Annotated in this window: 17 protein-coding genes and 1 pseudogene; 13 read left to right on the top strand and 5 right to left on the bottom strand. The window is 77.7% G+C overall.

The window, feature by feature from the left end:
- Positions 1–94: 94 nt before the first annotated feature.
- The 5 genes and pseudogenes from ACI796_RS06410 to ACI796_RS06390 all read left to right on the top strand — a co-directional run bounded on the left by ACI796_RS06410 (position 95) and on the right by ACI796_RS06390 (position 3693).
- Positions 95–1288: a metallophosphoesterase gene (locus tag ACI796_RS06410; RefSeq protein WP_456940400.1), complete on the top strand. Its 1194-nt coding sequence runs from the start codon at positions 95–97 to the stop codon at positions 1286–1288.
- Positions 1289–1367: 79 nt separating this feature from the next.
- Entirely contained in the window at positions 1368–2108 is a 741-nt protein-coding gene (locus ACI796_RS06405; protein ID WP_387988678.1) for a GntR family transcriptional regulator, read from the top strand.
- A 43-nt stretch (positions 2109–2151) separates the two neighbouring features.
- Positions 2152–2301 (top strand): sigma factor, encoded by a 150-nt coding sequence (locus ACI796_RS06400; RefSeq protein ID WP_456940399.1) that lies wholly within the window; start codon positions 2152–2154, stop codon positions 2299–2301.
- Positions 2298–2624, top strand: a pseudogene (locus ACI796_RS06395) (sigma factor-like helix-turn-helix DNA-binding protein); the annotation flags it as partial. The gene ACI796_RS06400 and the pseudogene ACI796_RS06395, both read left to right, overlap by 4 nt.
- A gap of 457 nt (positions 2625–3081) precedes the next feature.
- Entirely contained in the window at positions 3082–3693 is a 612-nt protein-coding gene (locus ACI796_RS06390) for an SDR family oxidoreductase (RefSeq protein ID WP_456940503.1), read from the top strand.
- Between the two features lie 160 nt (positions 3694–3853).
- Here ACI796_RS06390 and ACI796_RS06385 read toward each other — a convergent pair whose 3' ends face one another.
- Positions 3854–4987 (bottom strand): hypothetical protein, encoded by a 1134-nt coding sequence (locus tag ACI796_RS06385; RefSeq protein ID WP_456940398.1) that lies wholly within the window; start codon positions 4985–4987, stop codon positions 3854–3856.
- Between the two features lie 143 nt (positions 4988–5130).
- On the opposite strand from ACI796_RS06385, the gene ACI796_RS06380 reads away from it, so the two are divergent.
- The 3 genes from ACI796_RS06380 to ACI796_RS06370 all read left to right on the top strand — a co-directional run bounded on the left by ACI796_RS06380 (position 5131) and on the right by ACI796_RS06370 (position 6468).
- Positions 5131–5571 carry a MarR family winged helix-turn-helix transcriptional regulator gene (locus ACI796_RS06380; RefSeq protein WP_456940397.1) on the top strand — a complete coding sequence of 147 codons (441 nt, stop codon included), beginning with the start codon at positions 5131–5133 and terminating at the stop codon, positions 5569–5571.
- Positions 5572–5590: 19 nt separating this feature from the next.
- On the top strand, positions 5591–6058 hold the full coding sequence (locus ACI796_RS06375) for an SRPBCC family protein (protein WP_456940396.1): 468 nt from the start codon (positions 5591–5593) through the stop codon (positions 6056–6058).
- Positions 6059–6192: 134 nt separating this feature from the next.
- On the top strand, positions 6193–6468 hold the full coding sequence (locus tag ACI796_RS06370) for a GlsB/YeaQ/YmgE family stress response membrane protein (RefSeq protein ID WP_456940395.1): 276 nt from the start codon (positions 6193–6195) through the stop codon (positions 6466–6468).
- A gap of 39 nt (positions 6469–6507) precedes the next feature.
- Here the strand turns inward: ACI796_RS06370 and ACI796_RS06365 are convergent, their stop codons facing one another.
- Positions 6508–7146: an MBL fold metallo-hydrolase gene (locus ACI796_RS06365; protein ID WP_456940394.1), complete on the bottom strand. Its 639-nt coding sequence runs from the start codon at positions 7144–7146 to the stop codon at positions 6508–6510.
- Between the two features lie 105 nt (positions 7147–7251).
- Between ACI796_RS06365 and ACI796_RS06360 the strand changes: the two genes are divergently transcribed.
- A complete protein-coding gene (locus ACI796_RS06360) occupies positions 7252–7509 on the top strand; it encodes a hypothetical protein (RefSeq protein WP_456940393.1) in 258 nt (85 codons plus the stop codon).
- On the opposite strand, the gene ACI796_RS06355 is transcribed toward ACI796_RS06360, so the two are convergent.
- Positions 7506–10103, bottom strand: a complete 2598-nt coding sequence (locus tag ACI796_RS06355; protein WP_456940392.1) for a LuxR C-terminal-related transcriptional regulator — start codon at positions 10101–10103, stop codon at positions 7506–7508. The genes ACI796_RS06360 and ACI796_RS06355 overlap by 4 nt on opposite strands.
- Positions 10100–12235: an Hsp70 family protein gene (locus ACI796_RS06350; RefSeq protein WP_456940391.1), complete on the bottom strand. Its 2136-nt coding sequence runs from the start codon at positions 12233–12235 to the stop codon at positions 10100–10102. The genes ACI796_RS06355 and ACI796_RS06350 overlap by 4 nt, the downstream gene beginning before the upstream one ends.
- Before the next feature lie 239 nt (positions 12236–12474).
- On the opposite strand from ACI796_RS06350, the gene ACI796_RS06345 reads away from it, so the two are divergent.
- From ACI796_RS06345 to ACI796_RS06335, 3 genes are all read left to right on the top strand, one after another.
- A complete protein-coding gene (locus ACI796_RS06345) occupies positions 12475–13869 on the top strand; it encodes an IniB N-terminal domain-containing protein (protein WP_456940390.1) in 1395 nt (464 codons plus the stop codon).
- A gap of 107 nt (positions 13870–13976) precedes the next feature.
- On the top strand, positions 13977–15794 hold the full coding sequence (locus ACI796_RS06340; RefSeq protein ID WP_456940389.1) for a dynamin family protein: 1818 nt from the start codon (positions 13977–13979) through the stop codon (positions 15792–15794).
- A complete protein-coding gene (locus ACI796_RS06335) occupies positions 15791–17425 on the top strand; it encodes a dynamin family protein (protein WP_456940388.1) in 1635 nt (544 codons plus the stop codon). The genes ACI796_RS06340 and ACI796_RS06335 overlap by 4 nt, the downstream gene beginning before the upstream one ends.
- Before the next feature lie 573 nt (positions 17426–17998).
- Here ACI796_RS06335 and ACI796_RS06330 read toward each other — a convergent pair.
- Positions 17999–18790, bottom strand: a complete 792-nt coding sequence (locus ACI796_RS06330; protein WP_456940387.1) for an enoyl-CoA hydratase-related protein — start codon at positions 18788–18790, stop codon at positions 17999–18001.
- 157 nt (positions 18791–18947) lie between these two features.
- On the opposite strand from ACI796_RS06330, the gene efeB reads away from it, so the two are divergent.
- Entirely contained in the window at positions 18948–20261 is a 1314-nt protein-coding gene (gene efeB, locus ACI796_RS06325) for an iron uptake transporter deferrochelatase/peroxidase subunit (protein ID WP_456940386.1), read from the top strand.
- The last annotated feature ends 27 nt before the right edge of the window (positions 20262–20288 follow it).

Below are 20288 nucleotides of genomic sequence, written 5' to 3'. Positions count from 1 at the left end.
AGCGAGGTCCGTCCTGTCCCTGATCGGTCTGCTCGGCTTCGGGACGGTCGTCCTCGTCGCCCTGCTCCTGCTGCACGGCTACCTCTGGTGGCGCATGGTCCGGAGCACCACCCGGCCCGGCCGCGTGCGGCGGCGGCTCACCGTCCTCACCGTGGTGCTCGCCCTGCTGCCCGCCGCCGCGGTGCTGCTGCGCCGCACGCTGCCCCGGGACGCCGCCGCCCCCCTGGACTGGGTCGCCTACACCTGGCTCGGCGTCGCCTTCTACGCCTTCCTCGCGCTGCTCGTCCTCGAGCCGGTCCGCCTGGTGCTGCGCCGCTGGACCCGCCGGCCCGCCCCGGCCACCGTCCCGGCCACGACGGCACCGGTCCCCGCCGTCGGCCCGGACCCGGAGCCGGACCCGGACCCGGACCCGGAGCCGCGGCCGGAGGCCGGGACGGGACCTCCCGACCCCTCCCGCCGGCTGTTCCTCGCCCGCACGCTCGCCGTCACCGCCGGCGCGGTGGCGCTCGGGACGGCGGGCACCGGGGTGTACCTGGCCAACTCCGCGCCCGTCGTCCGCCGGGTGCCGGTCACGCTGCCGCGGCTGGACCCGGCGCTCGACGGCCTGCGGATCGTCACCTTCTCCGACGGGCACCTGTCGGCCACCTACGGCGGACGGCGCTTCGAGCGGCTGGTCGAGATCGTCAACTCCCAGCGGCCCGACGTCGTGGCGATCGTCGGCGACCTGGTCGACGGCGAGGTCGACGAGCTGCGCGAGGACGTCGCGCCGCTGGCCGACCTGGTCAGCGAGCAGGGCGTCTTCTTCGTCACCGGCAACCACGAGTACTTCGTCGACACCACCGCCTGGCTGCGGCACCTGCCCACCCTCGGCGTCGAGGTGCTGCGCAACGAGCGGGTGCCGATCACGCGCGGCGGCGCGTCATTCGACCTGGCCGGCATCGACGACCGCACCGCGGCCCGCTCCGGCGTCCCCGGGCACGGCGCGGACCTCGACGCCGCCCTCGACGGCCGCGACGACGCGACGCCGGTGGTGCTGCTCGCCCACCAGCCGTTCATGGTCGACCAGGCGCGGGCCGCCGGCGTGGACCTCCAGCTGTCGGGACACACCCACGGCGGGCAGCTGTGGCCCTTCGACTTCGCCATCCGGCTCGACCAGCCCGCGGTCGAGGGCTGGTCGCGGCACGGCGACACGCAGCTGTACGTCACCGCGGGCGCCGGCTACTGGGGACCGCCCATGCGGGTCGGCGCGCGGCCCGAGGTGACCGTGGTCGAACTCCGGGCACCGTAGAGGTGGACGTCACCCGAGCGAGAGACGTCTCATACGACATGACGTCCTCAGACGTCTTCTCCCGCATAGTCTGGCGATCGTGACAGCGGCGACGGCGGGACCGAAGTACCTCTCGGTCCGTGAGCACCTGCGGCGCCGGGTCGCCGCGATGCCCGAGGGGGCCCTGCTGCCCCCGGAGCCCACGCTGTGCGCGGAGTACGGGGTCAGCCGGATCACCCTGCGCCGCGCCGTCGACGGGCTGGTCGCCGACGGGCACCTCGTGCGCGAGCAGGGCCGCGGCACCTACGTGACCCGGCCGGCGATCCGGCACGAGTACCGCGAGAGCTTCGTCCACCGCATCGCGGGGTGGAGCTCGGTGATGGCCGAGCAGGGCGCCCAGGTGGGGACGACGGTGCTCACCCAGCGGGTCGTGCCCGCGCCGTCGCCGGTGGCCGCCGAGCTCGCCCTCGACGTCGCCGAGGACGTCGTCGAGCTGGAGCGGCTGCGCAGCGTCGACGGTGCGCCCAACCACGTGGCGCACAGCTTCCTGCCCGCCGCGCTCTACCCGCGGGCCGCGGAGGAGGACTTCAGCGAGGGCTCGCTGTACGACTTCCTGCGCCGCGAGTACGGCGCCGACCTCGCGCACGCCCGCATCGTCGTCGACGTCGGCACCGCCGCCCCGGACGAGGCGGACCTGCTGCGGATCGCCGCCGGCTCCCCGCTGCTCGTCGTCCGCACCACGGTGCGCGACAGCGCCGGGCACCCGCTGGTGCACAGCTTCTCCCGGCTGCGGCCGGACGTGAGCCAGGTCGAGTTCGAGGTCTCGGTCACCGGCCGCTGAGCGCGGCGGAGGACGCGGCCGGCCCGGCTGACAGGATCCGCCCGTGACGGGGACGGCGGTGCTGGACGACTTCCAGGCCCATCGGGAGCGGTTGTCCGGCCTCGCCTACCGGATGCTGGGCTCGGCCACCGACGCCGAGGACGTGCTGCAGGACGCCTGGCTGCGCTGCAGGGCGTCGACCGGGCGCGGGTGACCGACCCCGCGGCCTTCCTGGCCCGGACGGTCACCAACCTGCGCCTCACCGCGCTCACCTCCGCCCGCGCCCGGCGCGAGGTCCACACCGGGCCGTGGCTGCCCGAGCCCGTGCTGACCGGCCCGGGCGGGGACCTCGGCCCGCTGGAGGGGGCGGTGCAGCGGGAGAGCGTGTCCTTCGCGCTGCTGACCCTGCTGGAGCGGCTGTCCCCGGCCGAGCGGGCCGCGTACGTGCTGCGCGAGGCGTTCGCCTACAGCCCCCGCGAGGTGGCCGAGCTGATCGGTACCTCCGAGGCCAACGTGCGGCAGCTGCACTCGCGGGCCCGGCGGCACCTCGCCGGCGCCGGGACCCGTGAGGTCGACCCGGCCCGCTGGCAGGAGCTGACCGTCCGCTTCCTCGCCGCGGCCGCCGACGGGGACCTCGCCGCGCTGGAGGCCCTGCTGACCGCCGACGTCGTGGCGCGCGCCGACGGCGGCGGCGTCGTCAACGCGGCCCGCCGGCCGGTGCGGGGGCGGGAGGCCGTGGCCCGGTACGTCGCCGGGGTCGTCGCCCGATTCGGCGCGGGGCTGCTGCCGGCGTTCGTCGAGGTCAACGGAGCCCCCGCGGTGGCCCTCACCGACGGCACGGCCCTGCACGGCGTCCTGGTGCTGCACACCGACGGCGAGCGGCTGAGCGCCCTCGACCTGGTCGTCAACCCGGAGAAGCTGGCCCACGCCAACGGCCGGCTGTCACGGATCGGGGGCTGCCCGGTCCGACCGGGTGAGGAAGGGAGACCCACCCATGACGACCACGCTGGTCACCGGTGCCACCGGCACCCTCGGCACCCCCACCACCGCCCGCCTGCGGGCGGCCGGACACGACGTCCGGGCGTTCAGCCGGCGCCGCGGCCCGGGCCTGACGACCGGGGACCTGCTCACCGGCGCCGGCCTGCGCGAGGCGCTGACCGGGGTCGACACCGTGCTGCACCTGGCCACCGGACCGCGCGGGGAGGGGGACGTCGCGGCGGCCCGCACGCTGCTGTCGGCCGCCGCCGACGCCGGCGTGCGGCACCTGGTGGTCGTCTCGATCGTCGGGAGGGCGGCTGTCCGCCGCCTACGGCGCGGGCTCGGCGCTCGTGCCGGGACCGGCCCACGGCCGGCGGACCTTCGACGAGCACCTGGCCGCCCGATATCCGCTCGACCCGGAGACGGCTCCGCTGTGACGCTCCCGGCGTGCCGCCCGACATCGCAGGTGCCCTGCGCGACCGGTTCCTGGCGACCGCGGAGGAGGTCGCGCGGGCGCGGCCCGGGGTGGACGCCGAGCAGGCCCGGGAGGTGCTCCTGGAGGCGGCGACCCGGCTCCACGACGGCCTCGTCCTCGACGACCTGGACGAGCACGACGCGCACGCCGTGATCGCCGGGCTGTCCGTCGACCTCGTCGCCGGCGATCCCGGCGCCGCGGTGCGCGCACGGTCCCGGGCAGCGGCGGAGGACCCGGGGGATCTGCACGACCCGGAGGCCGTGTCCGCGGCCTACCTGCTCGCCGCGGCGACCCTGCAGCTCTGAGGGCGACGTCACCGGCCGCTGAGCACGGCCAGCCGGGGCTCCAGGTCGAGCACCATCCGGACGAACGCCGCCCGCCGCGCCGCGTGGGCGAGCACCTCGTCGGTGACCGGCTCGAACAGCAGGTGCAGCGGCATGCCGGTGCACGGGTAGCGCAGCAGCGCGGCCAGCAGCACGCCGGTCTCCAGCTCGGCGGGGGACACGTCGACGCCCTCGGCGGCCAGGGCGCGGGCGTGGGCGGCGACCGCCGGGCCGAGGAGGGCGGGCACCTCGTCCGGCGGGCCGGCCCCGCACTCCGCCCGGCCGAACAGCAGCGGCACGAGGTCGAAACCGGCCGGCGCCGGGCCGGCCATGGCCCAGTCGATCAGCACGAACGTGTCCGGCGCCGCGGCGGGCCGCAGCAGGTTCATCGGCGTCGCGTCCCCGTGGGCGGGCAGCACCGGCAGCGGGGCTAGGCGGGCGTGGACGCCGTCGACGCGGGAGGCCAGGGCGCACACCTCCTCCCGCAGCGCCGCGACCCCGGGCACCCGCATGACCGGCGCGGCCCAGGTGGCGTCGTCGTGCAGCCAGGGGACCGCCCAGGTGGCCAGCTGCTCGTCCCGGTAGACGGTGAGGAAGTCCCCGCCCGGCATCGGCGGCCAGGGCCGGCCGCGACGGCGGGCGGCCAGCCGGCCGAGGGCCTCCGCGGCGCGGAGGGTGTCGTCCACCGTCCACGGGGTGTCGACGGGGTCGGCGTCCTCGAGCCAGAGCGTCAGCCGGTCGCCGGGCTGCTCGTGCACGGCCACCACGTCCGGCGGACGGAGGCCCGGCGGGGCGCACGCGGCGACGCCGGCCGCGAGGACGTCGGCCTCCAGCCGCCACGGGATGATCTCGTCCAGGTGCGCGCGGGCGTCGTCGGGCATCTGCGGCGGCAGGCCGTACCGGGCGGCCTGGAGCTCCTTCGCGACCAGGCGCAGCACCACCCGCCCGCCGGACCCGTGGCCCTCGACGGTGACCCGGGTGAGCGCCCGCGTCGACGGCGCGGTGGCGTCGTGCACGAGCGGGCGGCAGGTCACCGCCTCGACCTCGAGCGCCGGGTCGCCGGACCGGCGGCGCAGGGCGGGCAGCAGCTCGGCGAGGACCGTCCCGCCGGGCAGGCCGGTCACCGCGGGCGCCGCGGGAGGTGCAGGGGCGGGAGGTGGAGGTGCACGGGGCGGAAGAGCGCCAGCCAGGGCGAGGTCGTCATCGCGGGCTCCCGTGGGAGGATGGTCAAGCCGCTTGTCTGACGGTGAGTGGATGGTGAAGCCGCTTGTCCGATCCCGTCAACCGAGACCGCCCCGTCCTGGTCACCGTGCTGCTCGAGCAGGCGATGACCCTGATCCGGGACGACCTCTACGCCCTCAGCGACGCGCGCTACCCGGGCCTGCGCATGCGCCACTACCGGCTGCTGGCGATGCTGCCGCCCGAGGGCGAGCGGCTGAGCCGGCTGGCCGCCGACAGCGGGCACACCAAGCAGGCGCTGGCCCAGGCGCTGGCGCCGCTGGAGGCCGGCGGGTACGTCGAGGTGCTCCCCGACCCCTCCGACGGGCGGGCGCGGCTGGTCCGGCTCACCGGTCGCGGCCGGGAGGTCGACGAGGCGGTGCGCCGGCGCCTGGCCGACGTCGAGCGGCAGTGGGCGCGCCGGGTGGGGGAGGAGCGCTGGGCCGTCGCCCGTGCCGTGCTCGCCGACCTGGCGCCGGGACCCGGCTGATCCCGGTTACGGTCGAGGGGTGACCACGGCGAGCGGGACCCGCGAGGTAGCCGCCCCGCGCAGCCGGGTGTGGCGGGCGCTGGCCGTGCTGGAGCCCTACTGCGCCGTCTGCGACGTCTCCTACGTCGTCGAGGGCGGGCGGTCCGGGCGCGGCGCCCGGTTCGTCTGCGTCCCCGGCCGGCTCGACGCCGACCAGACCCCGCGCGAGGGCGCCCCGCGCGGCGAGATCGTCGAGTGGGAGCCCGGGCGGGCGGTCACCACCCGGCTCGAGCTCACCCCCGAGACGTGGACCACGCGCATCGAGCTCGACGACGCCGCCGACGGCGCCACCCGGGTGACCATCACGCTCACCCACGCGCCGCGCCGTCCCCGGCTGGCCGACCGGCTGGCCCGCCGGGCCGTGCAGCAGTTCGTGCAGCGCACCGTCGACGACGAGCTGGCCAAGCTCCCGGCGCACGTCGAGCAGGTGGCGGACTCTTCTCAATAGGGTGATCCGCCTCTCGACGAGGCGAAGCACGCTTCACTACAGGGCGACCGGGTACACCAGTCAGCCGTGCATCGGCGTGGTGTCCCGGCGTCCGCCGGCTCGGCAGCGCCGGTCGAGTGTCTGAGGAGTTGGCTATGGAGATCATCGGTCTGATCGTGGCGGGGCTCATCATCGGCCTGCTGGGTAAGTTCGTCGCCCCTGGGGCGCGAGACAACACGCCCCTGTGGCTCACCGTGCTGTGCGGGATCGGCGGCGTGCTGATCGGCTACTACGTGGCCGGCGCCTTGGGTGTCGCGTCCACCAACGGTGTCGACTGGATCCGGTGGATCATCTCCATCATCGTCGCCGCCGTGCTCGTGGTCGCGGCCTCCACGCTCACCGGTCGCAACCGCGGCGCCGTCCGGCGCTGACGTACGCGGGGGAGCCGGCCGGGCCCTGGTCCCGACGGATCAGAGCTCGACCGCCTCCCCCGGGGCCAGCCGGCCGTAGGGGGTGGGCGTGCCCGGGCCGCGCTCGCCCAGCAGGCCGGCCACCAGGCCCAGCCCGGTGTCGTTGAGCAGGCCGTCGTGCACGGCGAAGGCCTGGTCGGCGTCCACCGCCCGCACGTAGTCGATCACCTCGGCCACCTTGGACCACGGCGCGTGCAGCGGCAGCAGCAGCGTGGCCACCGGGGCCCCCGGCACGGTGAACGCGTCGCCGGGGTGGAACACCTGCCCGTCGACCAGGAAGCCGACGTTGCGCACCCGGGGCAGCTCCGGGTGGACCACCGCGTGCCACTCGCCGTGGACCTGCACGTCGAAGCCCGCGACGGTCAGCGCGTCGCCGTCTCCCACCGCGTGCACCCGGCTCCCCAGGCCCTCGAGCTGCCCCGCGACGGACGGGTTCGTCCACACCTCCAGCGCCGGGTCGGCGTCCAGCGCCGCGCGGAGCCGGTCGCCGACGAAGTGGTCGGGGTGCTCGTGCGTGACCAGGACCGCGGTCGCGCCGTCGAGCGCCGTCGGCTCGGTCCAGGCACCGGGGTCGATGACCAGCCGCCGCTCGCCGTCACTGATCGCGACGCAGGCGTGCCCGTGCTTCGTCAGCTCCACGGGGTCATCCTGCCGTCGCCCCCACCGGCCCGCCGCCTCACCCGGACGGGGGAGGGGCGCGTGCCCCGGCTGGCACGACGGCGTCCGGGTGCCGACGGAACCGGCATGGCCCCCAGCACCGTCCCGACCGCCCCGACCGCGTTCGCCGCGACCGCCTACGTCGCCGCCCGCAGCCGCGCCCACGGCCCGACCGCCGCCCTGTGGCACGCCGTCGAGCTGCACCGCGCGGCTCCCGAGGTCGACGGTGCCTGCGAGCTCACCCTCTGCGGCACGCTCGCCCGCGTCACCCTCGACGAGGAGTGGCCGACGTCGGCCCGTGACGTCTGCGTCCCCTGCGTCGTCCTGGCCGGCGCCGGCCGCTAGGCGCCCTCCGCCAGCTCCGCGCGCAGCCGGGCCAGCAGGTCCGACCGCGTGCCGGCGCCCAGCCGCTGGCGCATGCGCGAGACGTGGTGCTCCACCGTCTTCGCCGAGATGTACAGCCGCCCGCCGATCTCCCGGTAGGTCCGTCCCTCGACCACCAGCCGGGCCACCTGGCGCTCCCGGTCGCTGAGCACGCCCGTGGCCGTGGCCGCCGGTGCCGCCGGTGCCGCCGGTGCGGCGTGCTCCCCGCCCTCGCCCGGCGCCTCGCCGTCGGCCGGGTCGACCAGCGTGCGCGCACAGGCGAGCAGTACCGAGCGGACCCGCGGGTCGGCGACCCGGGCCGCGGCCTGGCCCGCCAGGCGGGAGCCGTCCCAGCCCAGACCGGCCGCGCCGAGCGCCTCGGCCGTGGCCACCACCGCGGCCGGGTCGATCTCGTCGGTCAGGACGTGCAGCCAGGTCCGGCCGGCCTCGGCCAGCACCGCGGCGTGCGGGCTGGTCCGGGCGGCGGCGACCAGAGCCGCCGCGTGCGGCCGCAGCGCCGCGGGGTCGTCGGTGATGATCGCCGCCTGCGCGCCGCTCCAGTGCAGCGGCGTCGCCCACAGCTGCGGCTCCCCCAGCCGGCGCAGCAGGTCCTGCGCCTCCGCCAGGTGGCAGCGCAGCCGGTCGCCGTCGCGCAGCCGCGCCGCGGCCACCACCAGCTCGCCCAGCGGCAGCAGCGTGAACAGGTCGACGGGGTACCGGACGACGGCCTCGCGCGCCCGCACCCACGCGCGCACCAGCGCGGGGACGTCGCTGCTGCGCCGGGCCAGCCCCACCTCCAGCGCCTGCAGGAACAGCTCGTCGCGCGGCTCGAGCGCCCCGCCCTCGACGGCCTGCGCCTCCGCCGCGAGCTCCCGGACCCGGGCCATCCGCCCGGCCAGCATGGCGATCCACGCCAGCAGCAGCAGGTGCCGGGGGCGGGCCGGCCGCCCGCCGAGGTCGGTGTCGACCGCCCGCTGCAGCACCGACTCGGCGACGGCCAGCTCGCCGCACTGCAGGGCCACGAGGGCGGCCAGCGCCGCGGGGGTGTCGACGAGCAGCGCGGTGCGCCCCACCGGCTCCAGCAGCGCGGCGGCGCGGGTGAGCGTGGACAGCGCCGCCGGGACCGGGTCGCCGGCATCGGTGCCCGAGCGCAGGGAACGGGTGATGCCCTCGGCCATCAGCTCCTCGCTGACCGCGAGCATCGTCGGCCCCCCGGCCGTCGCGGACCGTGCCTCCGCGACCACCCGGGCGGCCTCGTCGGGCCGGCCGGTGGCCAGCAGGGCCAGGGCCGCCGAGCCCGCGTGCTCCGGCCCGGCCAGCCGGTAGAGCTCCGCGGCCCGCCCGAGCAGCCCGCGCCGGGCCAGCACCGCCGCGGCCACCCCGGCGGCCCGCGGGCGGTCGGCGGCGTGCGGGTCGGCGAGCGCGGCGTCGGCCCACCGCACCGCGCTGTCGAGGTCGCCGGTGAGGGCCGCGGCCTGCGCCCGCCGGGCGGCCAGCCCCGCCACCGGGGCCCCGCTGTCGGCGGCCTCGCCCAGCAGCTCCCCGGCCAGCGCCGGGTCGGCACCGAGGGCGGCATCGGCCTGCCGCTCCAGCAGCGCGGCCGCCCGGGGGTCGCGCACCCGGTCGGCGGCCAGCCCGCGGGCCAGCCCCACCGGCTCCTCGCCGCGCTCGACCAGCAGGCCGAGCAGCTGCCGCCGGGTGCGCCGGGTGACCTCGGCGGGGACCGTGGCGAGCAGCACCTCCTGCGCCAGCGGGACCACCCGCCCGTCGGCCAGGAGCCAGCCGGTCGCCCGCGCGGCGGCGACGAGGTCGGCGACCTGCGCGAGGGGGACGTCGAGCAGCGCGCCGAGGACGTCGTCGTCCAGCGGCGCGCCGGCCGCGACGGCGTGCAGCAGCCCCCGGGCCCGCTCGTCGAGGGCGTCGAGGTCGGCGGCCAGCTGCGCGCGCATCTTCTCGGGGGCGCCGCGGAGGTCGACCCGGCCCGGCCGCCGGGCGAGCGCGGCCAGCAGGCCGTGCACCAGCGCGGGCAGCCCGCCGGTCCGGGCGTGGACGGCGTCGGCGAGGGCGGGCGTGGCACCCGGGCCGAGACAGGTACGCACCCACGCCTCGACCCGGGAGCGGTCGAGGTGACCCGACACCACGGAGTGCCGGTCGTCGGGGACCGCGGCGGCGACGTCGGCGAGCAGCGCGACGAGCTCCGGCGGGCGCGGCCAGGGCCGCGAGGCGAGCACGACCCGGCCGTGCGGGGACCGCAGCGCGCGGCGCACCCGGTCGGCCACCTCGGCGGTGACCCGGTGGGCGTCGTCGACGACGAGGACGAAGTCCCCGGACACCCCGTCCGGGTCGTCGGTGCGCCCGTCGAGCACGGTCAGCCCGGCCCGCCGGTGGACCGCGGCGACCTCGTCGAGCAGGTGCGTCTTGCCGCTCCCGGCCGGCCCGGAGACGACGAGCGCGCGAGCGCCGGCCGCCCGCACCACCGCGCCGTCCACCGGTGCCCCGCCACCCCGGGCCGGGCGGGGGACGGAGGGGGTGCGGGAGGCGGCCGTGTGCACCGGGAGGTGGCCGACGGCGGTCACGGGACCTCCGGGGACGAGCCGGCCGGGTCGCCGGTGTCGCCGGCGGGCGTGCCGGTGTCGCCGGCCGTCGCCGTCTCCCCGGCGGGAGGCGTCGTCGTGTCCGGCGCCGGGGTCCCGGTCCCGGGGCCCTCGGTCACCGGGGTCCCGGGACCGGGCGCCTCGGTCACCGGGGTCCCGGTGGGGGTCTCCTCCGGCGTCCCCGACGGAGGTGGCCCGGACGTGGGGTCGGTGGTCCCCGATGAGGGGCCGGTGGGCTGCGGCGCGGTGGTCCCCGGTGGGGTGGTCCCCGGGGCCGGGTCCCCGGCCGACGCCGCGCCCGCGGCGGGGGCCCCGCCCGCCGTCGCCCCGCCCGCCGTCGCCCCGCCCGCCGTCGCCCCGCCCGCCGTCGTCCCGGTGGCCGTGGTGCCGGGGGTCGTGCTGCCGGGGGCCGTGGTGCCGGGGGTCGTGCTGCCGGGGGTCGTCGTGCCGGGGGTCGTCGTGCCCGTCGCCGAGGCGCCCGCTGCCGGCGTCCCGGCCGGGGAGCCCGCGGCCGCCGCTGTCCCCGCCGGTCCGGCCGCCCCGGGAGCGCCGGCGGCCGGGACCGCGCCGGCCGCCGCGACCGGGGAGTCGGTGGCCCGCAGGCCTCCGGCGGACCGGGCCGTGCCCCCGGGAGCGGCGGCACCGGCGGGACGGACGGCGTCCGGCGCGGGGACGCCGGGCGACCCGCCGCCGCCGGGTGCGGCACCGTCCTCGGCCTGCGCCACCGGGACCTCGCCCGGCGGCACGCTGGTGACGCCGGTGCCGAGGACCCCGGCGACGGCGGGCGGCAGGACGAGCAGGGCCAGCAGCAGGACGCCGACGAGCACGCCGCGCTCGGTGCGCCGGGCCCGCGCGCGGGCCGGTGCCGGCCCGGCCGCGGGGCGGCGGACCCCCTCCGGACCCCGCGGCGGGGCGCCGGCCGCGGGACGCCGGGTGGTCGCGGGGACGGCCGCGGGCGGCGCCGTGTCGACGGTGGCGAGGGTGGCGACGGGGACCTCGGGGAGGAGGTGGTTCCCGGTGGTGCCGGGGACGCCGTCGGCGGCCAGGGCCTCCGCGGCCAGGCCGGCCGCGCCCAGGGCCACGGTGAGCTCCGGTGCGGGGCCCAGCGTCAGCGGCCGGCCGAGCTCGCCGGAGAGCACCTCCGCGACCAGCGGCATCCGGGCGCCACCGCCGGTGAGCACGACGGCGTCCAGCGCGGCCGGGTCGACGCCGGCGGCCTCGACGGCGGCCAGGAGCCGGCCGGCGGACTCGCGGACCGGGTCGGCGACCAGCTCGTCGAGCTCCTCGCGGGTGAGCCGGACCGCCTCGGCGCCCACCTGCACCCGGGTCGCGGTCTCCGCCGACAGCGCCTCCTTGGCCGCGACGCACGCGCGTCGCAGCGCCTCGGCCGCCGCCGCGTCCGGGGTGCCGGTCGTGGACCGGCGGACGTGCCCCACCAGCCGGTCGTCGACGTCCCGGCCGCCCCACCCGAGCGGCGCGGGCGGGGGTGCCAGGTGCCCCGGCAGGCCCGCGTCGGGGTCACCGGGGTCGGGGCCCACGACGGCGACGTCGACGGTGGCGGCGCCCAGGTCGTAGACGGCGACGGTCGGCCGCTCGGGCAGCTCGCCGGTGCCGGTGTGCCGGGCGACGGCGGCGACCGCGGCCGAGACCAGCGTGAAGCGGGGGACGCCGGCCTCCTCCAGGGCCGCGGCGAGCGCTCCCCGGCGGTGCCCGGCCCACGACGGCGGCACGGTGACCACCGTCCACGCGTCCGGCCGGCCCATCCGCAGCGCGGCCGCCGCCCGCACCAGCTGCACCGCCCCGGCGACCACCGCGGCGGCCGGCACCGGCCCGGTGGCCAGGCGCAGCGGCGTCGTGGTGCCGACCCGTGCCAGGAGGTGCGCCGTCCGCCCCCGGGCAGGGGACCCGAGCCGGACGCCGTGGTCGTCGACCTCGATGCCGGCCGGCCGGCCCGCCGGGTCCTCCAGGGGGAGGGGCTCGGCCTCCGTCCCGTCGTCGGCGCAGACCGCCGCGGCGACCGTGCCGTCGCCGATGTCGATGCCCAGGCCGTACTCGCCGTCGCGCACAGGTCCCCCCGTCGCCCCGCCCACCCGGCCCGGTTCCTGAGCCGACACGTGGCCGGACCGTATGTCGCGCGTGTAACGGCTGTCGCTCCTTCCCCCCGTGTCACCCGTGCTCCGGCGGCAAGAGGGGGGCGACACCCCGAGTCCCCTAACGGGCAGTCAGCGCGCACCCCCCAACGCGGAGTCGGAAGAGGGGGGACGCCGCCCGCTGCCCGGTCGCGGAGGGGGCGGCTGGACTGCCGTCGCCAGCCGGCCGACGACGGGCGGCTCACGGACCCGGAGGACCCGCCATGACGAACCTCGCCAGCTCGTTGCTCGACTTCATCCTCGACCTGTTCCGCGACCCCGAGGCCGCCGAGGCCTACGCGGCCGACCCGGCGGGCGCGCTCGCCGCCGCGGGCGTCGATGCCACCCCGGCCGAGGTCGACGACCTCATGCCGATGGTCGCCGGCTACGCGCCGGTCTCCTGGGGCGGTCACGACGGCGGCGGCCACGAGGGCGGCCACGAGGGCGGTCACGAGGGCGGTCACGAGGGCGGTCACGAGGGCGGTCACGGCGGTGGTCACGGCGGCGGCAAGCACGACGACGACGGCTACAGCCACTCCGACGGCGCGCACCACGGCCGGCACGGCGGCTGCGACGACGATGACGACGACAAGCCGGCGCACGGCGGCTACGGCGGCCACGACGACCACGGCGGCGCCCCGAGCTGCGGCTCCGGCCACGACGACGACGAGGACGACCACGACCACGGCGGCCACGACGACGACCACGGTGGCAGCTCCGGCGGCGGCCACGGCGGTGGCGGCGGCCACGCCCCGGCCCCCGGCGGCGGCAGCGAGACGGTGGTGATCACCCACCTGCAGAACATCCAGGTCACCTACACCGACGTGGACGTCGAGATCGACGCCTCCCACAGCATCTGGGTCAGCGGCGACGCGCAGGCGATCTTCGGCGACGACAACGTGGTCGTCGGTGGCGACGGCGTGGCGGCCGGCGACGACGTGAAGGGCGTGGAGGTCGACAACAGCGACACCACGGTCACCGTCTCCGACTCGGGCAACAGCTACGACGTCTCCGGCGACGGCAACTCCGTCGGCCACGACAACACGACCGACAACTCGGACAACTCGGTCGACAACTCCGACAACTCGGTCGACGACTCCGACAACTCCGTCGACAACTCGGTCGACATCGACCACTCGTTCAACGGCAACGACCTGTCCGACAACTCCGGCCAGGACAACTCGGACCACTCGGTCACCGGCTCGTTCAACGGCAACGACCTGTCCCAGGACAACGACGGGATCGACGACTCCGGCAACGGCTCGTTCAACGGCAACGACCTGTCGGACAACTCGGACAACTCCGTCGACAACTCGGACAACTCGATCGACGACTCGTTCGACGACAACGACCTGTCCCAGGACAACGACGGGATCGACGACTCCCTCAACGGCAACGACCTGTCCCAGGACAACGACGGCAACGGCTCGTTCAACGGCAACGACCTGTCCGACGACGACGGGGTCGACGTCGACGACTCGCTGAACGGCAACGACCTCTCGGACGACGACGGGGTCGACGTCGACGACTCGCTGAACGGCAACGACCTGTCCGACGACGACCTGGTCGACGACACCCAGGTGGTCGTCGTCGAGCCGGCCGACCACGGCGCCCACTGATCCCTCCCGACAGCGCCCGGCCCCGGTGCTCAGCGCACCGGGGCCGGGCTGCTCCCTGTCCGCAACCGGCCCCGGGTGGTATCACCGGGGCTCCGGAGGAGGTGGCCGTGGTCACACCAGAGCAGCTCGTCGACCGGGCGCTGGCGCTCACCGAGGAGTGCGAGCGCCCCGACCTGCAGCGACGACTGGCGCAGGCACGGGGGCGGCACGCCTCCCCGGGGGTGCGCGTCCTGGTCCTGGGGGAACCGAAGCAGGGCAAGAGCTCGCTGGTCAACGCGCTGACCGGGGTGCCGGTCTGCCCCGTCGCCGACGACGTCGCCACCGTCGTCCCCACGGTCGTGCGCAACGGCGACGCCCCGCGGGCCACGCTGGTGCGGGCGGTGGGGCCTGACCCCGCGCCCGGCACCGACGTCGCCACCGAGCGGGTGCCCGTCCCGGTCGAGACGGTCGCCGCCCAGGTCACCGGGCCCGGCGCCGAGCGGATCCTGCAGGCCGAGGTCGAGCTGCCCCGGCGGCTGCTCGCGGGCGGGCTCGAGCTGGTCGACACCGCCGGCGTCGGCGGCCTCGGGGTGGTGGCGCACGCGCTGACCACCCTCGACCTGCTGCCCACCGCCGACGCCGTCGTGTTCGTCTCCGACGCCAGCCAGGAGTTCACCGCGCCGGAGATGGCCCTGCTCGAGCAGGCGACCGCGCTGTGCCCGACCGTCGTCTGCGTCCTGACCAAGACCGACGCCTGCCCCGACTGGCGCCGGATCGCCGACATCGACCGCGGCCACCTCGCCGCCCGCGGGCTGGACGCGCCGCTGTTGGCCGTCTCCTCGACCCTGGCCCTGCTCGCGGTGCAGCACCGGGACCGCGAGTTGCACGAGGAGTCGGGCATCGCCGCGCTGGTGACCCACCTGCAGGACGAGGTGGCCGGCCGCGCCGCCGCCCTGGCCCGCCGCTCCCTCGTGCACGACCTCTCCGCGGTGACCGGGCACCTGTCCCTCGCCGTCCGGACCGAGCTGCGCGGCCTGGAGGACCCGGCCTCGCGCGAGGCGCTGGTGGCCGAGCTCGAGGAGGCCCGCACCGCCGTCGACGAGCAGCGGCGGCGCTCCTCGCGGTGGCAGCAGGTCCTGAACGACGGCGTCACCGACCTCCTGGCCGACATCGACCACGACCTGCGGGACCGCTCGCGGGTCGTCGTCCGGGAGGCCGAGGAGGTCATCGCCGCCCGCGACCCCGGCCCGGCCTGGCCGGAGATCACCGCCTGGCTGGACCAGCGGATCGCCGCCGCGGTGGCCGACAGCTACGTGTGGGCCGAGCAGCGGTCCCGGTGGCTGGCCGAGCAGGTGGTCGAGCAGGTCACCCGCGACGGCGGCGGCACCGTGCCGGCGCTGGAGGTCGGCGCCGCCGGCGACGCGCTGGACGCCCTCGTCGACGTCCCGGTCGTCGACGACGGCTCCATGACCCTGCGCGAGCGGACGCTGATCGGCCTGCGCGGCTCCTACACCGGCGTGCTCATGACCGGCCTGGTCACCAGCCTCGCCGGGCTGGCCATCATCAACCCGATCTCCCTGGCCGCCGGCGTGGTGCTGGGCCGCAAGGCCTACAACGACGACGCCAGGCAGCGGCGGCAGCGGCGCGAGTCCGAGGCGCGGACCGTGGTGCGCCGGCACCTGGACGAGGTGGTGTTCCAGGTCGGCAAGCACCTCAAGGACCGGCTGCGCACCGTGCAGCGGACGCTGCGCGACCTGGTCACCGACACCACCGACGAGACCGCCCGGACCCTCGCCGACGCGGTCAGGGCGGCGCAGCGGTCGACCAAGGAGGCGACCGCGGAGCACGACACCCGCATCCGGGTGCTGCGCGCCCGCCTCGACCGGCTCGAGCGGCTGACCGCCGAGGTCGCCCGCCTCGACCGCACCCCGGTGCCCACACCGTGACGGCGCCGGCCGGCCTCGACGACGTCCGGGCGCTCCTGGACGACGCCCAGGACCGCTGGCGGGACGTGCCCGACGCCGCCGCCCGGCTGGCCGCCGCCCGCCGCCGCCTCGACGAGCCGCTGCGCGTGGCGCTGGTCGGGCGGGTCAAGGCGGGCAAGTCCACGCTGCTCAACGCGCTCGTCGGCGCCCGGGTCGCGCCGACCGACGCCGGCGAGTGCACGCGGGTGGTGACGGAGTACCGGCACGGCGCGGTGCCCCGGGTGGTGCTGCGCGGCACCGACGGCGCGGTGCGCGACCTGCCGGTGCGGCGGGCCGGCGGTAGGCTCCGGCTGGACCTGGCCGGCACCGCGCCGGAGGACGTCGCCACGCTCGTCGTCGACTGGCCCTCCCCCGACCTGTCGGCCGCCACGCTCGTCGACACCCCGGGCACCGGGTCGCTGTCGGCGGGCACCAGCGACCGCACGCACGCCTTCCTCGGGACCGAGGCGGGCCTGGCCGGCGCCGACGCGGTCGTCCACCTCACCCGCCAGCCCCAGCCCGACGACGTCGCCGTGCTCGCCGCCTTCCAGGCCGCCACCGGCGCCGGCGGCAGCCTGACGACGACGATCACCGTGCTGTCCCGGGCCGACGAGGTCGGCGCCGGACGGATCGACGCGCTGCAGGCGGCGGCGGCGGTGGCCCGCCGGATGTCCGCGGACCCGGCGCTGCGGGCGGTCAGCTCGGCGGTGGTGCCGGTGGCCGGCCAGCTCGCGCTCGCCGGCCGCACGCTCCGGCACGGGGACCTGGTGGCGCTGCGCTCGCTGGCCGCCGCAGACCCGGCCGCGGTCAGCGGGATGCTCCTGACCGCCGACCGCTTCTCCCGGCCCGAGACGCCGGTGCCGCTGTCGGCGGAGGTCCGCGCGGGGCTGCTCGACCGGCTGGGGCTGTTCGGCATCCGGCTGTCGGTCGCGCTCGTGCGGGCCGGCATCGGCGACGCCGAGGCGCTGGCCGGCGAGCTCCTGCGCCGCAGCGGCCTCGCCGAGCTGCAGCGGCTGCTGGACGTGCACTTCACCTCGCGCGGCGGGCCGGTGCGGGCCGCCGCCGCCCTGCGGCTGGTGGAGTCCCTGCTCGACGAGCACCCGGTGGCCGGCGCCGACGCCGTGCGCGCGGAGGTCGAGCGGATCCGGCTGGCCGGCGACGACCTCGCGGAGCTGGCGCTGCTCGCCCGGCTCCGGGGGCCCGACGGGCTCCTGCCGGCGGAGCTGCTGGCGGAGGGGGAGCGGCTGCTCGGCGCCGCGGGCACCACCCCCGCCGCGCGGCTCGGGCTGCCCGCGGACACCCCGCCCGCCGCGCTGCGCACCGTGGCCCTGGCGGCGATGCGCCGCTGGCGGGAGGCCGCGGACGACCCTCTCGCCGACCGCGCGGTCGCCGACGCCGCGGACGTCGTCGTCCGGTCCTGCGAGGCGGTGCTGGCCGCCCTCGACGCGGCGGCCGGCTCAGGAGGCGCGGAACCAGGCGCGGGCCGGGCGGGTGAGCAGCGGGACCGGGACCAGGAGGAACAGCCCGGCCGCGACGAGCAGCGCGACGCGGTCGAGGTCGGCGTCCCCGGCGGCGGTGCCCTGCGCCGTGTCGAGGACCAGCAGGGTCGGTAGCAGCGCCGCCAGCAGCAGCCAGCGGGCCCAGGACCGGCGGCGCAGCACGAGCGCCGTCCCGACGCCCACGACGGCGGTCACCAGCCCGACGGCGCCCACCACCGTCGCGATCGTGGCCGCGACGGCGCCGGACAGCTCCTCGGCCGTGGCGGCTGGGTCGCCGGCGGCCGCCGTCGCGGTCAGCCGGGCGTCGAGGGCCGCGCGGTCGAGGAGCATCGCCACCACGCCGGCGAGCGCGGCCAGCGCCGCGCCCCAGCACAGCAGGCCGGAGACGCGCACGGCCCGCGGTCGCGGGGGCACGGCCGGGGTGAGGGGCAGCGCGACGGAGCTGGTGACCGGGGGGCGCGGGGGGAGCGGGCGGTCCTGGTGTGCCCCGCTGCGCCGCCGGGGGAGCGGCCGTTCCCCCGGGACCGCCTCCGCCGCCGTCCGTGCTCCGTCCACGGTGTGCCCCTCCCCGTCGCGTGGGGGGAGGGTGTCACCGCGCGGCAGCGCCGCCGGGTCCCGCGCCGGCCGGCCGGGGCGGACCCCACCGTGTCGGTACGCGCGGCGACCCCTGGGCAGCGCTGCGTGAGGTCACTCGCCGCGGAACCGGGGCGGGCGCTTGGCGAGGAAGGCCTCGACGGCCTCGGCGTGGTCGGCGGTGCCGCCGAGCTCGGTCTGCAGCCGCGCCTCCAGCGCCAGCGTGGCCTCCAGCGAGTCGGTGGCCGCGCCCGCCAGCACCGTCTTCACCGCCCGGTAGGCCGCCGTCGGCCCCGAGGCCAGCCGCTCGGCCAGCGCCCGGGCCTCGTCCAGCACCCGGTCGGCCTCGACGACCCGGTGCACCAGGCCCCACTGCAGCGCCGTCTCGGCCGGGAAGGCGTCGGGGAGCAGCAGCAGCTCGGTGGCGCGGGCGAGGCCCACGCTGTGCACCAGCCGCGCGGCTAGGGCCGAGTCGCTGGACAGCCCGATGCCGGTGAACGCCGTCGTGAACTTCGCGCCCGCCGCGGCCACCCGCAGGTCGCCGGCCATCGCGATCCCGAGGCCCGCGCCGGCGCAGGCGCCGTTGATCCCGACGACGACCGGCACCCGCAGCGCGGCCAGCGCCAGGACCAGCGGGTTGTACTCGTCCTCGACGACCGACAGCGACGTCCCGGCGTCCCCGCGCAGCGACTCGACGTGCTCGGCGAGGTCCTGCCCCACGCAGAACGCCCGGCCGGTGCCCGTCAGCAGCACCGCCCGCACCGACCCGTCGTCGGCGATCCCCCGCACCACCTCGAGCAGCTCTCGCCGCATCACCCGGGAGAGCCCCGGTCGCTGCAGGGTGACGGTCGCGACGCCGCCGGCGTCCTCGCGGGTCACGGTCGCGGTGGCGGTCGTCTCTGACATGCCGGTCACCCTGCCACGCCCCCCGGCCCCGGTCAGCCGGATGGCGGCGGTCGCGCACCGGGGACGCCACCGGTGACCCGCGCGACACCGGTGCCGGGGACGCGCCGGTGTGCGTGGGACGTTGGGAGACGAGCAGACGTCGTTCCCCGAGGGAGAGATGAGCGAGCCAACCGCCGCCCGGCCGGCCCCCCTGCAGCGACCGACCGGACTCTCCCGCCGCCAGCTGCTGGGCGCGTTCGGCGCCGGCACGGCCGGCGTGCTGGCCGCCGGCACCGCAGGCGGGGTCGTCGGCCGGGCCACCGCCGGCGACGCGCCGACCCCGACCGGCCCGTCGCCGGCGGACGCGGTGCCCTTCCACGGCGAGCACCAGGCCGGGATCGTCACGCCCGCCCAGGACCGGCTGCACTTCGTCGCCCTCGACGTCACCACCGACAGCCGCGACGACCTCGTCGCGCTGCTGCAGGACTGGACCGAGGCCGCGCGGCGGATGACCGCGGGCCGGGACGCCGGGCCGGTGGGCGCCGTCGACGGCGAGCGGTACGCGCCGCCGGACGACACCGGCGAGGCGATCGGCCTCCCGCCGTCCGGGCTGACGATCACGGTCGGCTTCGGGCCCACCCTGTTCACCACCGCCGACGGCCGCGACCGCTTCGGCCTGGCCGCCCGCCGCCCCGCACCGCTGGTCGAGCTGCCGTCGTTCCCCGGCGACCAGATCGACCCGGCGATCAGCGGCGGCGACCTGTGCATCCAGGCCTGCGCCAACGACCCGCAGGTCGCCGTGCACGCGGTCCGCAACCTGGTCCGCACCGGCGCCGGCGTGGTCAGCGTGCGCTGGTCGCAGCTGGGCTTCGGCCGGACGTCGTCGACCAGCACCGGCCAGGCCACCCCGCGCAACCTGTTCGGGTTCAAGGACGGCACCGCCAACCTCAAGGCCGAGAACGGCAGCACGCTCGACCGGTTCGTCTGGGTCGGCGACGACGACGCGGACTGGCTGCGCGGCGGCTCCTACCTGGTCACCCGGCGGATCCGGATGCTCGTCGAGCCGTGGGACAGCTCCTCGCTCGACGAGCAGCAGCGCACCATCGGCCGGACCAAGGGCAGCGGGGCGCCGCTCGGCCAGCGCGCGGAGTTCGACCCGGTCGACTTCTCGAAGCAGGTCGACGGCGAGTTCGCGATCCCGGAGACCAGCCACGTCTTCCTCGCCCACCCGACCAACTCGGGGACGGCGATCCTGCGGCGCGGCTACAGCTTCGTCGACGGCTCCGACGGCCTGGGCCGGTTCGACGCCGGGCTGTTCTTCATCGCCTTCCAGCGGAACCCGGAGACCGGGTTCGTGCAGGTGCAGCGCAACCTGCGCCTGGACGCGATGAACGAGTACGTCCGGCACACCTCCTCGGCGGTGTTCGCCTGCCCGCCCGGCGTCCGCGACGACGCCGACTGGTGGGGACGGGCCCTCTTCCGGACTCCCTGACCCGGCCGTTCCCCGGCGTGTCGCCGG

The sequence above is a fragment of the Geodermatophilus sp. SYSU D00525 genome, from assembly GCF_054050475.1.
The sequence above is the reverse complement of the archived record's forward strand: the minus strand, read 5'-3'. Positions and strand labels throughout refer to the sequence as shown.